This window comes from Exilispira thermophila, from assembly GCF_055389015.1.
This window is the reverse complement of sequence record NZ_AP042476.1, coordinates 287003-300280: the sequence shown is the minus strand read 5'-3', so window position 1 is coordinate 300280 and position 13278 is coordinate 287003. Positions and strand designations below refer to the sequence as shown.

At 22.6% G+C, this 13278-nt stretch carries 11 protein-coding genes and 1 other RNA gene; 4 read left to right on the top strand and 8 right to left on the bottom strand.

Annotation, left to right across the window (positions count from 1 at the left end; all coding sequences use genetic code 11):
- Nucleotides 1–68: 68 nt before the first annotated feature.
- Entirely contained in the window at nucleotides 69–389 is a 321-nt protein-coding gene (gene trxA, locus ACZ5EC_RS01230; protein ID WP_464303147.1) for a thioredoxin, read from the top strand.
- Nucleotides 390–510: 121 nt separating this feature from the next.
- Here trxA and ACZ5EC_RS01225 read toward each other — a convergent pair whose 3' ends face one another.
- A complete protein-coding gene (locus tag ACZ5EC_RS01225; protein WP_464302809.1) occupies nucleotides 511–2178 on the bottom strand; it encodes an IS1182 family transposase in 1668 nt (555 codons plus the stop codon).
- A gap of 181 nt (nucleotides 2179–2359) precedes the next feature.
- Between ACZ5EC_RS01225 and ACZ5EC_RS01220 the strand changes: the two genes are divergently transcribed.
- Together ACZ5EC_RS01220 and ACZ5EC_RS01215 are read left to right on the top strand one after the other, a co-directional pair.
- The gene (locus ACZ5EC_RS01220) at nucleotides 2360–4084 is read left to right on the top strand and encodes a 6-hydroxymethylpterin diphosphokinase MptE-like protein (RefSeq protein ID WP_464303146.1); all 1725 of its coding nucleotides are present in this window, start codon (nucleotides 2360–2362) and stop codon (nucleotides 4082–4084) included.
- A 91-nt stretch (nucleotides 4085–4175) separates the two neighbouring features.
- Nucleotides 4176–4598 carry a cytidine deaminase gene (locus ACZ5EC_RS01215; RefSeq protein ID WP_464303145.1) on the top strand — a complete coding sequence of 141 codons (423 nt, stop codon included), beginning with the start codon at nucleotides 4176–4178 and terminating at the stop codon, nucleotides 4596–4598.
- Nucleotides 4599–4600: 2 nt separating this feature from the next.
- Here ACZ5EC_RS01215 and rnpB read toward each other — a convergent pair.
- From rnpB to dnaG, 4 genes are all read right to left on the bottom strand, one after another.
- Nucleotides 4601–4905, bottom strand: an RNA gene (gene rnpB, locus ACZ5EC_RS01210) — RNase P RNA component class A.
- Between the two features lie 89 nt (nucleotides 4906–4994).
- Nucleotides 4995–5708: a zinc ribbon domain-containing protein gene (locus ACZ5EC_RS01205; protein WP_464303144.1), complete on the bottom strand. Its 714-nt coding sequence runs from the start codon at nucleotides 5706–5708 to the stop codon at nucleotides 4995–4997.
- A gap of 203 nt (nucleotides 5709–5911) precedes the next feature.
- Nucleotides 5912–7729: an RNA polymerase sigma factor RpoD gene (rpoD, locus tag ACZ5EC_RS01200; RefSeq protein ID WP_464303143.1), complete on the bottom strand. Its 1818-nt coding sequence runs from the start codon at nucleotides 7727–7729 to the stop codon at nucleotides 5912–5914.
- 258 nt (nucleotides 7730–7987) lie between these two features.
- The gene (gene dnaG, locus ACZ5EC_RS01195; RefSeq protein WP_464303142.1) at nucleotides 7988–9754 is read right to left on the bottom strand and encodes a DNA primase; all 1767 of its coding nucleotides are present in this window, start codon (nucleotides 9752–9754) and stop codon (nucleotides 7988–7990) included.
- A 441-nt stretch (nucleotides 9755–10195) separates the two neighbouring features.
- On the opposite strand from dnaG, the gene ACZ5EC_RS01190 reads away from it, so the two are divergent.
- Complete coding sequence (locus ACZ5EC_RS01190; RefSeq protein WP_464303141.1) at nucleotides 10196–11086, top strand: NHL repeat-containing protein; 891 nt, start codon at nucleotides 10196–10198, stop codon at nucleotides 11084–11086.
- On the opposite strand, the gene ACZ5EC_RS01185 is transcribed toward ACZ5EC_RS01190, so the two are convergent.
- The 3 genes from ACZ5EC_RS01185 to rpmE all read right to left on the bottom strand — a co-directional run bounded on the left by ACZ5EC_RS01185 (nucleotide 11078) and on the right by rpmE (nucleotide 13259).
- Entirely contained in the window at nucleotides 11078–11836 is a 759-nt protein-coding gene (locus ACZ5EC_RS01185; protein ID WP_464303140.1) for a sigma-70 family RNA polymerase sigma factor, read from the bottom strand. The two genes, ACZ5EC_RS01190 and ACZ5EC_RS01185, sit on opposite strands and share 9 nt — an antisense overlap.
- A 522-nt stretch (nucleotides 11837–12358) precedes the next feature.
- Nucleotides 12359–13039 (bottom strand): FAD-dependent thymidylate synthase, encoded by a 681-nt coding sequence (thyX, locus tag ACZ5EC_RS01180; protein ID WP_464303139.1) that lies wholly within the window; start codon nucleotides 13037–13039, stop codon nucleotides 12359–12361.
- A 4-nt stretch (nucleotides 13040–13043) separates the two neighbouring features.
- Nucleotides 13044–13259, bottom strand: a complete 216-nt coding sequence (rpmE, locus tag ACZ5EC_RS01175) for a 50S ribosomal protein L31 (RefSeq protein ID WP_464303138.1) — start codon at nucleotides 13257–13259, stop codon at nucleotides 13044–13046.
- Nucleotides 13260–13278: the final 19 nt, after the last annotated feature.

Genomic DNA, 13278 nt, shown 5'->3' with positions numbered 1-13278 from the left:
TTATAAAATTATTCTAAAAAATGGAAATGATTTTTATTAAGAAAAAAATTGAATTTGAGGAGTGAGTTTTGATTAAGGTTGGAAAAGATAATTTTGAAAAAGAAGTTTTACAATCAGATTTACCTGTATTGGTAGACTTTTGGGCTCCATGGTGTGCTCCTTGTAGAATGATAGAACCACATGTTGAAGAAATAGCTAAAGAATATGAAGGTAAACTAAAAGTATGTAAACTTAATACAGATGAAAATCCTGACCTTGCTATGAAATTGGAAGTTGTTTCTATCCCTACTTTGATGATTTTTAAAAATGGTAATGAGATTAAACGAATTGTTGGTGCTTTACCAAAAAGAACAATTGAACAATATATTAAAGATTTCGCATTAAATTAATTTAGTTTATTCTGATAAAATCAAAGTTAAATTAATATTTATTATAATTGACCTTAATTTAAGGGGCTGTCTTAGATCTTAAGGCAGTCCTTTTTTTTAAAAAAAATAAAAATATAAAAATTTATAAATTAAAGGAAAAAATAAAAGAATTTTTAAAAGAATTATTTAATAAATATAAAAAATAAGGTAAAACTTTTCCTTTATTAAATTTAAACAATTTTCTAATATTATGTGCTATACTTATTAATCCCCATTCTATTTTTACATTATTTATTCCTCTTAACATAAATCTCCTGAATCCCATATTGTGTTTAATATCTCCAAATACGGTCTCAACTTCTATCTTCCTTCTAAATGATAACTCCTGTCCCATTAATGTTGATAAATTCGATTTAACTTCTGATTTTAATTTTAAAAATACTGGATTTACCCATATATTCTTGTAAGGTTTTCCTTTACTACACCTATCCTGATAAATACAGCCTTTACATCCATTTGTTGAATATACTTTGTATAATTCTAATTTCTTCCTTTTTGTAGATCTTGCAGTATAAACATATTTTAATTCTTTCCCATTTGCACATATAAAACAATCTTTTGACTCATCATATTTCCAATTCTGTCTGTTTAATTTATCCTTTTTAAAACTTCTTTTACTTTCTTTAAAATATCCTGAATATTTAACATAATTATTTATTCCTCTCCTTTTTAAATATAAATAATTATAAGTAGAACCATATCCTGCATCAGTTATTAAATTTGTTGGTTTTCTCCCTGTCTTTAATATTAAACTTTCTAAATGAGGAATTAATGTGTTTGTATCTGATCTGTCTTGATGGATACTATACCATAATATAAATTGGTTTTGTGTGCCTATCTGTACATTATAGCCTGCTTTTAATTGACCATTTAACATTGCATCTTCTTTCATCCTCATAAATGTAGCTTCTTCATCTGTCTTAGAATAACTATTACGTCCTTTAAATTTCTTTTCCTGCTCTTCATATCTTTCTAATCTTGGTATATAATCCTGTTTTAACTTCTTAATACTTTTTTTTAATTGTTTGCTCTTTTTATCTTTTTTATCTTCTCCTCCTTCTTTCAATACTTCTTCTAATTCTTTTGCTATCTTTTTTAGTTTCTCTGAATCTAATACTTCCTTTTTACCTTTAGATTCTTCAGACTCTTTTTCTTCATAATATCTATCTTCTTCTTCATTTAAATAATCTATCTCTTTTAATAATTTCTTTACATTTTCTTTAAGCTTCTTTTTGTAATTTTTTATGCTCTTTGACCATACAAAACTATATTTATTCGCATTAGCTTCTATTTTTGTCCCATCTAAAAAATAATTGTTTAAATCTACATAACCTGTTTCATATAAATAGGATAATAATATACTGAATATTTCTTCCAAATGTCTTCCTAACTTCTCTTTCCTGAATTTGTTTATTGTCCTGAAATCTGGATAATTCTTCCCACTTAACCACATGAAATATATATTCTCTCTTAATGCTTTGGCTATCTTCCTTGATGAATATATTTTCTGGGTATAAGCATAAACTATTACCTTTAAAAGCATCTTCGGATGATAACTACTTCTACCTCCTCCTTTATAGCTTCTGTAAAGAAAATTTAAATCCATATTTTCTATTAAATCATTTACTATTCTTACTATATCATTTTCTGGTATATATTCTTCTAATCTTTCTGGAAATAATAGTGGTTCATCCTGTATATATCTTTTAAATACTACCTTATTATGTACTTTTGTTCTTCTCTTTTTCATAATTCAATTATAGCAAATAATTTGTAAAAAAAAAGAGGTTGTCCCCAAGTTTTGAGACAACCCCTTTTTACGTTATTTTTGCATCATTTTATTATCATTTTAAATTTTTAAATTATATTAAAATTTATAAAAAATAAAAAATAATTGACAATTTAATTTCTGCTTATAACATTTTTATTACATGAGCACAAATAGTATTTTTAGTACAAATTTAGAAAATAATTCATCCTTTCTAAATTTTGATATAAATAATTTTCAAAATTTTCCTAACATAGAAAACAATAATAATTATAGTTTAGTTTTCTCTCAAAAAAAATGTCTATTTAACTTACTTTACAAAAATAAATATCTATACCCAATAAACAACTCCAATAGAATATTAAAAGAAAAATTTCAAAATGATAATTTTTTTAATAATATAATAATTCTAACAAATGGAATAGGATTAACTGTAAAATTTATTATAGAAGAAAAAATAAAAAATATTTCAAATATTTTTTTAATTATGGTTAAACCTGAACTGGTTAATTTTTTTTTCAAGATAGTCAATCTAAAAAAAATAGAATATAATTTAACTATTATAGCACTTTATGATAATGATGATACTGTTTATAATAAAAATAATCAAAAATTAAAAAATATAACCCAGAATTTTAAAATAAAAAAAAATAATGATTTTAATAAAGTGATTTCAATAAATTTTGTTAATTCTAGAGATTTGCTATCACTTTTAGGAACTACATTTTATGAAACACATTTTATCTCTTTTAAAGTTATTTCTGAAATTATAAATACATCTGAATTTGGTATTGATAAATATTTAATATCAAAAATAACTAAATTCATTCAATATAAAATTAGTTCTTTAAATAGCATAATACACTTTTCTAAGAGATGGAAGACCAATATATTACATAATTTAAACTTTATTAATTCTTTAAAAATCAACAAAATTTCCTCTATAGAAAAGGATATTATAATATTTGCATCTTCTCCAAACACTGAAGTTTTTTTACAAACAAACAAAAAATACTTAAAAAATATTAAAAAGAAATTTTTAATTTTTTCTATTCCTTCTACATTAACATTATTAAATCTCTATAAATTAGAACCTGATTTTTTATTCTCTTTTGATGGCAGTTTTTTTAATTATTTTAATTTTCCAAAAATAGAAAAATATAACATTTTAACATCACTTCTTCTTTACCATTCAATAATCAAATCGAAAAAGGACAACTCATATTATCTTATCAATTTGCATACCCCAATTGAAGATATTATATATAAAGATTTAAAAATTCCTGATGCTACTTTTCATGGTTCAAGTGTTAATACATTAATATCTTATCTCAATCGTTATTTTAAATCAAACACAATATATATAATTGGTTCAGATTATAAAAATCTCAATCGAAGGTCTCACCATAGATATTATCAACTTTATAATTTCAGGTTAAATAATTCTACCTTTCTTAACACACCCTTAACCTGGGAAACTAAAATTTTTATTACCTCAAAACCTAAATATTCTCTATATAAAACTGAACTTGATGAATATTCTAATATTAAAATCATTAATTGGAATAATTCAAATAATGATGTTTTTATATCAAATTTAAATTTAAACAAAAATAAAACTCTTAATAATAAAAAAAATTCAAAATATAAATATATTAAAATTAATAATAAATATATTGAAAAGAATTTTAATTTATTTTCAAATAAAATAGATAAAATTATAAATGATATTTCCCAAAACAACTCTATTTCAAATGAAGAACTTAACTTATTAACTTTTTTATTTACTAAAGATATAACAACTAATATTAAAAAGAGTAACAAGATAAATTTCTTTAATCTTTTAAAAAATTTAGAAAAACTAAAATTTAAATTAAAAGGATACTAAGAAAGTATTAAAAATTAAAATGTGATTATTATAAAAATTTTATGTTTTTAAAATAAATTTATATATAATAAATATTATTAAGGAGATAATCATGAACAAACAATTATCAAATCATGAAATAAAAAATATTATAGAAAAGTATAAGGAAAAATTGATAAAATTATCTGAGAAAACCTATTCAAAGTATTCTCATTTTAGAGTTGCTTCAATTTTAATAACTGAAAAAAATGAATATTATGGTGTAAACATTGAAAATAGATCGTTTGGATTAACAATATGTGCTGAAAGGGTTGCTGTTTTTGAAGCTGTTAAAAATCAAGATTTTAATTTTAAATATATATTTGTTTATTCCCCTGATGCACTTTCACCTTTACCCCCATGTGGAGCTTGTAGACAGGTTATATCAGAATTTTCAAATGATGTTATTGTTATAATGTTATCAAAAGATTTTGATTACAAAGCAGCTTACATTAATGAAATTTACCCTTTTGATTCTTTGCATAACTTAAATTAAAAAAAATTGGGTAGGTATAAGCCGAATTCTGTTTTAAAGGGACATTTGTCTAATGCGCTCTTTAAAGCTTAAACCCGGGTGAGGCTAACTTTTAAGCTTGCTTCAAGCAGGGTTTACCTGAATTTTAAAAAATAAGGAGTTCTTACCCCCTTTTTCCACCCTTACTGAATCAAAAAGATTCAGTGGTATATTTCTATGGCACTTTCCATAAGCTTTCGCTTCAAGGTTATTAACCTCTGCTTTCCCCTATGAAGTTCGGACTTTCCTCAGAAATATAAACAATTTCTGCGTCCCTTTTCCTACCCAATTATTATTTTAACAAATAATAGAATTTTTAAGAGATTTAAATTAATTTTTTAATTATATTTAAAGATTAAAGAAAATAATATAGAAATTTTAAAAAACGCCCTGTTTATCTTCATAATACAATATTCTTGAACAATATGGGCAAAATACAATTTCTTTCATTGCTCTAACTTTGTTTACAAAAGCTTGTGGTAAAATTATATTACATCCAGAACAATAATTTTCATATAAAGGAACAATCCCTTTCATATCTTTATTTTGAATAATTCTTTCAAATTTTTCTACAATCTCTTCAGGTATCTCTTTATAAATTTTTAATTTTTCTTTTTCTTTTTCTTTTAAAGCTTTAATTTTTTCTTCCATTTTTTCTTTAATGTATTCTTCTTCTTCTTTTAACTCTTTTTCTAAATTCTCTATTAAATGCTCTTCAGATTTAATTTTATTTATAAAATCTAATTTAATAGCTTTTTTCTTTTCAATTTCTTTTTTTCTTTTTTCAATTTTTGTAATGGTTTCAGTTAAATCGTTATAAATCATTTCTGCTGCTTTTGTATCGTTCTCTTCACTTTCTTCATACATTTTTTTCTTTTTCTCTTCTTCTTGCAGCATAATTTCAAGATTTTCAATTTTTTCATCTAAAATTTTTATCTCATTTTGATAATTTTCTATATTTTTTTGTGCCCTGTTAAGATTTTTCTTTATACCTTCATATTTTTTAGGTAAACTGTCAATTTCATCCTGTAAAAATTTTATATCTTTAATAACCTCTTGAACTTTAATCAACTTTTCATAAATCTTTTTCATTTATTCTCCTTATCAAAAATTACTATTTTAACTAATAAATTAATTATTATAAATATATAGGTATTTCTCTTCCCCAATCAAATTTAATTATTTATAAAAAAATTGAAAGAAAAATATTTATTTTTTATGCAATATTTTTTATTAATTACTATTAAATCAATTATCAAGTATATGATTTATAATATATTCCAAATATATTGATCTTATATAATATCTTTAAATTCATCAATTTTTTTCAATCGATTTGGATGAGATAATTTTCTTAATGCTTTTGCCTCAATTTGTCTTATCCTTTCCCTTGTTACATCAAATCTGAACCCTACCTCTTCTAATGTTAAAGAAGCTCCATCTCTTAATCCAAATCTAAGTTCAATTACCTCTCGTTCTTTCGGTGGTAAATCTTCTAATGCTTCATAAAGTTTTTCTTTTAACATTGTAAAAGTTAGATTTGTATGTGGAGAATCCCCTTTTGTATCCATGATAAAATCGGAAAGGAATGAATCCTCATCCTCACCAATCGGCGTTTCAAGTGAAATTGGATCTTTTGCTATTGATTTTATAGATTTAATTTTTTGTACTGGAACATCTAAACTTTCAGCAATTTCTTCTAATGTAGGTTCTCTTCCTAATTTTTGAGTAAGATTTTTTGTTTCTTTTATCATCTTATTTATCTGTTCAATCATATGAACAGGAACTCTGATAGTTCTTGCCTGGTCAGAAATAGCTCTTGTTATTGCCTGTCTTATCCACCATGTTGCATAGGTTGAAAATTTATAACCTTTTTTATATTCAAATTTCTCAACTGCTTTAATCAAACCTATATTGCCTTCCTGAATTAAATCAAAAAAGTGTAATCCTCTATTTGTGTATTTCTTAGCTATTGAAACAACAAGTCGCAAATTTGCCTGAACTAACTTTTCTCTTGCATCAGTAATCTTCCTCTGACCTTCATCAATCTCAACATATTTAACAATAAAATCATTAATAAACTCACCAGTTTTTAATTCAATATCATTAATAACTTTATTGTTTTCTTCAATTATTTTGTTAATTCTAAGCTGTTCTTCAAATGGTATTTTATAAAGGTCTCTGATAACTTTGATTGCTTTTTGGTCAACTATTATACCAACTTTATTTTTAAAAGGTTCAAAATCTATTTTGCTATATTTTTGTTCTATTTTTTTTCTTGATTTTCTTTTTGCTGTTGTGTATGAATAATATAAATCTTTAAAATTTTCAATAATTTGACCCAATATCTTTTTTGATATTCTTAATTTTCTATATTGTCTTCTAAACTTTGAGAATAATTTTTCTAGTTCCTTTTCTTCTTCTGATAGTAATGCATGATTGGTTATCTTTTTTTCTATTAATTTTGTAATTGCTTTATAATTCTGCTGATAAATTTTTTTCAAATTATAGAAATTAATATCAAATTCCTTTTTTTGAGCAAGTCCTTCTTCATCATTTAATGTTATATCAATATCAAATGCGCCATAAATATCTAAATCTTTATCCTGATCAATTATATTTTCTTTAAAATATTTCAGAGTGTAATACATTGTTAAAAGAACTTTAATAACCTGCTCTTTACCATCTTCTATCTGTTTAGCTAATTTTACTTCTTCTTCAGGATCAAGAAGATTGACTTTTCCTATTTCTTTTAAATAAAGTCTTATTGGATCATTAGGTAATAAAGAAATATCTGTTTCAACATATTTTTTTGTTGCTTCTTTTTTCTTTTTTGCTTCTTCAAAGTCTTTTTCATCAAGAAACTCATTGTTAAAACCTTCTTCTAACTCATTATCAATTAAAATAGAAGATTCTTTATCTGCAAATTTTGTTCTCTCTTCAACAATCTCTATTCCATTTTTTGAAAAATAGGAAAAAAGATTATCAATCAATTTTGCGGATTGAAGGTCCTCAGGTAAACTATTGTTTATTTCATCATACGTAACTTCCTGAGTTTTTTGACCGAGATTAAGTAATTTTTTAATCTCTGGATAACTATCAAATTCACTCATAGCCCTTCCTATATTTAATTTTTTATTATAGAATAATTTATTTATTTCTACTTATTATTAAAATATTTCTACTTATCATTAAAAAAATAACAATAACTTTATATGTATATATATAACACCATCACCTCTATTTTAACATTTTTTGATAAATCATAACATTATTAAACACGAAAGAATATCTTTTAATATTAGCGAAATTTAAAAGGATTTTTCCCATATCAAAATTAATATAATTCATTTTTTACTTGAAATCAATACCTAAAATCGATTTTTTAAACGAAATTTTTTTAATTTATTTATCTGTTCTAAAATTAATTTTTTCTTTTCTAACAATTCCACTGGTATATCTCCATTTTTACTTTTAATTTCAATATTTTTATTAAGTTCATTTGCTATTTTTTTCAATTTTTTTAATTTAAAATAAGAAAGATAATCTTCAATTTGCCTATTAACATTAATTTTGTAATCTTCTTTTTCAAGATTAGTAAAAATAACCTGTTGAATTTCTTCATCAATGGAATGAAAAAAAACATCATCAGAATTATAATTTGGATATAAAAGAAGTTGCCTGTAAAATTTTTTTGCAAATGGATCTTCAAAATCTTCTGGTTTAATATATTCTTTTACATATTCAATAAAATTAAGATTATTTACAAGAAAATTACAAAAATCAATTTCCCCTCTTTTTGTTATTTCATTTTTTATTATTTTATTGTTTTCCTTATCTTTAACTATCTTTATTTTATTATTAATAACATAATCTTTATATATTTCCCTTAATCTGAATCTGTCAAATGTATCATCTATTTTTTCAACAGTATTGAAAATTAAATCTTCTTTAATAGGGTCATTTAATGATCTGACAATAGAAAAGAGATTTTTGTATATTAAATTTAAATTTCTTTTTGATTTTCCAATTTGTAAAATATGTTTCAAATAAAACTCAACACCATCTTCACTTTTCTCCTTTACTTCCATAAAATCATCATAGGAATAAATTTTAAAAAATTCATCAATATCCTTTACATCTTCTGGTAATCTTATAACTCTTATTAAAAAAGGGAATTCTAAAGAAGTCTCAATTGATCTAATTGTAGCATTAAAACCTGCACTATCATTATCAAAAAGAAAATACACCTGTTCAAACATTCTAGAAATTATTTTTGCATGTGATCTACCAAATGCAGTACCCAGAGGTGCTACAATATTTTTAATATTATTTTGATATGCAGTAATAACATCAAAATATCCTTCAACAATTATAAGTTCTTTGTTATCCTTAATTTTTCTTACATTATTTAGATTAAACAGAATATTTTTTTTCTGGAAAACAGAATTTTCAGCAGAATTTAGATATTTTGGATTATCTCTATCATATATAACTCTACCACCATATCCAACAATCTCACCCCATAAATTTTTTATTGGAATAATAATTCTATTCTTAAAAAATGGGTAAATATTATTATTGTATTTTTTTATAAAAGATATTTTAACAAGGAAATTAATATCAACATTGTACTTTTTTATAAGATAATCAACAAACTTTTTATCTAATCCTTGAGAAAATCCCAATTCAAAAAATTCAATTATCTCTTTTTTCAGACCTCTATTTAAAAGATATTTTTGTGCTACCTTGTTTGTAGCAAATGTTTTTTTAAATAAATTTAAAATTTCTCTATTTATTTTTATAATAAGTTCTTTTTCTGAAGATGATTTTCCATCAAATTTAATATTTGAAACTTCTACTCCAGCAAGTTTACCTAGCTTTTTCAATGCTTGAGAAAAATCAACATTCTCGATTTTTTGAATAAAAGTAAACATATCTCCTGAAGCTCCACAACCAAAACAATGATATAAACCCTTTTGATCATCAACAAAAAAAGAAGGGGTTTTCTCATTGTGAAAGGGACATAACCCTTTATATCTTGAGCCACTTTTTTTTAATTTTACATATGAAGAAATAACTTCAGATAATAATAACCTGGTTTTAATTTCTGTAATAATATCTTGAATATTACTCAACCTTTAACCAACCTTTTTTTCTTTTTTTTAAATTTAATCAACTTTTAAATTTTTAAAAGAGTTAATATTTATATTATAAAATATTATGTATTAAAAATTTAAATCATGATATAAATAAAAGTGTGTAAAAACATGTTTTTATTATTGAAATAATACAATATGTTTTATAATATTAGTAAGGATATTTATATGTAACAAATATGTTTAATAAATAAATTTTAAAATGATATTATTCATATATTGCATACATTATTATAACAAACACTTAAATTACTATAAGAAAACTGTTTCAAAACTAATGAAAAGGTTTTATTTTTATTTTAAAATATTACATATAAATACAAAAAGACGCTATCTCTTAAGTTTTAAAACAACTTCACTGAAAAGTATAATAAAATTTAAAATAAAGTAAAAAAAATAAATTTAAATAGGGATAATTATATGATTAAGAAAAACAAAAAGATTTATTTTTATCTTTTACTAATATTTTTCATTACAATTTATTTTCAATTGAGAATTTATTCACAATCATCAACATTTGATGTAATCAAAGTTTATGAATCTGAAAAAGATTTTAATTCACCTGAAAGTTTTCAATTTGATCCAGTTGAAAATTCTTACTTTATTTCAAATATTAATGGACAACCTTCTTCTAAGGATAATAATGGATATATTATGAAGCTAGATAAAGATTTTAAAATAATAAACAAATATTTTATCAAAAGTACAGATAACTATTCTTTGAATGCTCCTAAGGGAATATCAATTTATAAAAATATTTTAGCAGTTACTGATATTGATCAAGTTAAATATTTTGATAAAACAACTGGAAAATTTATTAAAAGTTTTAATTTAAAAAAATATGGTGCTAAATTTTTAAATGATTGCGTTTTTGATATATCTGGTAACCTTTATATATCTGATACTTCTTCAAATATTATTTTTAAAATATCTTCGGACAATAAAATAGAAAAATATATAAATATTATTTCCCCAAATGGATTATGTTATTTAGATAATGCTTTATATATCGTTACATGGAATAAAGGTAAGATTTATAAAGTTAAAAACAAAATAGTTAGCGAATTAAAATTTAATAAAAAATTTGGTAATCTTGATGGGATTGATTATATTGACAAAAATACAATTATTATATCTGATTTCACAAATGGAAATATTTTTATAATTAATTTAAACACTAATAAAATTATCAAAATAATAAAAGGGCTTAAAAACCCTGCAGATATATCATTCGATCATAAAAATAGTTTAATTTTAGTTCCTCAATTTAATAGAGGGATAGCAGTTTTTAAACTATCTAAATTAAAGTAAATTTGAATAAATTTTTACTTTAGTTTTCAATTTGTTCAATATCCTGATTTCCATTTTTCTTATAGCTTCTGAAGAATAATTAAATATTTCCCCTATTTCTTTTAATGTTAATCTTGGACGATTTTCTAATCCAAATCTATAGTATATTATTTCTCTTTCAGTTTCATTTAAATTTTCCAATAATCTTTTTAAAAAACTCTTTGTTTCATTTTCTTCAATTAATTCTTCAGGTAATTTATAATCACTTTTAATCCTATCATAATATTTTTCTTCATGTTGATTATAACAATACTCGCCCTCAATTGAAACATAAGAATAATCATATTTTAATAAATCAGTATTTATAATACTTTCAGAATTTCCATTGTCATTTGCTTTATTGGAAATATCTTTTTTTATATTTCTAATCTCTTTTGTTTTTCTTACAGGAATTTTAATTGTATTAATGTATTTTTCAAAACTTCTAAGAATTGACTGTTTTATCCAGTATATTGCATAAATTTTAAAGTTTGAACTTTTTGTAATATCATAATTTTTAACTGCATAAAAGAGTCCAATCCTACCTTCTTGTACTAAATCGTCTACATTTTTATAACTTTTTATGTACTTATAAGCAATTTTTTTAATAATAGGCTCAAAATAATTACATAAAAGATCAAAAAAATAATCATCGCTTTTAGCTTTTTCAACTACGAAATTAAGCTCTTCAGGTAAAATTTTTGTGTAACATCTTTTTTTTGTTTTTAACATTTAAAATCCCTTTTCCTTTTTTCTCATAATATATGATGCAATTTTTATGCCAACTATTTAAATTTGAAAAAGTATTTTTATGCTATTTTTTTATAATTAGAGATTTACATAAAGATGTAATAAATATAATATAAATAGCTTTAAATAAGTAATTCTAAATGTAATAATTACAAAATTTATTATTTAATATAATAATTTTTTTTAAACTTGACACTTAAATTTTCTCAAAAAGTACAAATTTAGAAATAAGTTATAATTTTTTATACAATATTAATTGAAAAAATTCCACATAGAATTTATAACAAAATATAATAAATATTTAATAACTATATTTATTATATTTTTTAAGGTATAATTTTTTACAATGTTAAAAATAGATTACAAACAAAATGATTATTTATTCTAAAATCTAAATTAGATAACATCAAAAACATAATAGAATCAATAAAAAAGATAAATTTTTAATCTATTTAATTTAAATGAAGTTTTAACTTTAAAATTATAATAAAAATACAATAAAAATTATTTTTTTTCTCTAACTCTGAAATATAAAGGACAGGAACTATCTTTTTCTCTACAATACCCTTTTACACAGGTAGGGCCAGCATCTTCAAAAATATCAGGAGCAACTTTTTTTACCAATTTTAACATTTTATATGCAAGCTGTCTAATTTCCCACTGAGCATGATAGCAACATCTTAATTCAAAAAAATTAAAAAGAGATCTTGCATTCATAGTTACAATTATATTTGTAGAAGTTGCATTTGTTAAAACAAATCTAGCATCTTCTTTTGGAATTCCTGCATTAACCATCTCATTATATAGCAATTTACCATTTTCTATATATTCTTCAAATTTTTTGTTAAAAGGACTTTTTCTTATTGAAGCAGGAACAGTATATGAGAAATTTTCATCATATAATACATATCTTTGAGATTGTTGTGAATATGAGGCAATCCTATGCCTTACAAGTTGATGAGAAGTTACTCTAGAAATACCTTCAATACCAAAAGTAAAGGACACATGTTCAAAAGGAGACATATGTCCTTTCTCTTTTAATAGATTAACTAATCTTTTAATATTATTAACATCATAAAATTTGTTAATTGTTTTTTCAATATTTTGTTTAGAATAACATAAATTAGCTGAATATGCTATAACCTTCTCAGGTTCAGGTGTATGGGTTAATAGATATACTTTCATTTATCTATTTTGATGAATTAAATTTTTCATATTTCTTTTTAAATTTTTCAATTCTACCTGAAGTATCTAAAACCCTTTCATTTTTACCAGTATAAAAAGGATGGCAAGCTGAACAAATTTCTACATGGATTTCAGGTTTTGTTGAATAAGTTTCAATTACATTACCACATGCACAAATAATTTTAGATTTAACTAATTTTGGATGAATCCCTTTTTTCATATATTATTCTCCTATTATC

Coding starts and splice junctions, on each gene's coding strand:
- ACZ5EC_RS01225 (WP_464302809.1), bottom strand. CDS start 2,178: ATGAAAAAGAGAAGAACAAAAGTACATAATAAGGTAGTATTTAAAAGA.
- ACZ5EC_RS01220 (WP_464303146.1), top strand. CDS start 2,360: ATGAGCACAAATAGTATTTTTAGTACAAATTTAGAAAATAATTCATCC.
- ACZ5EC_RS01215 (WP_464303145.1), top strand. CDS start 4,176: ATGAACAAACAATTATCAAATCATGAAATAAAAAATATTATAGAAAAG.
- ACZ5EC_RS01205 (WP_464303144.1), bottom strand. CDS start 5,708: ATGAAAAAGATTTATGAAAAGTTGATTAAAGTTCAAGAGGTTATTAAA.
- rpoD (WP_464303143.1), bottom strand. CDS start 7,729: ATGAGTGAATTTGATAGTTATCCAGAGATTAAAAAATTACTTAATCTC.
- ACZ5EC_RS01190 (WP_464303141.1), top strand. CDS start 10,196: ATGATTAAGAAAAACAAAAAGATTTATTTTTATCTTTTACTAATATTT.
- ACZ5EC_RS01185 (WP_464303140.1), bottom strand. CDS start 11,836: ATGTTAAAAACAAAAAAAAGATGTTACACAAAAATTTTACCTGAAGAG.
- thyX (WP_464303139.1), bottom strand. CDS start 13,039: ATGAAAGTATATCTATTAACCCATACACCTGAACCTGAGAAGGTTATA.
- rpmE (WP_464303138.1), bottom strand. CDS start 13,259: ATGAAAAAAGGGATTCATCCAAAATTAGTTAAATCTAAAATTATTTGT.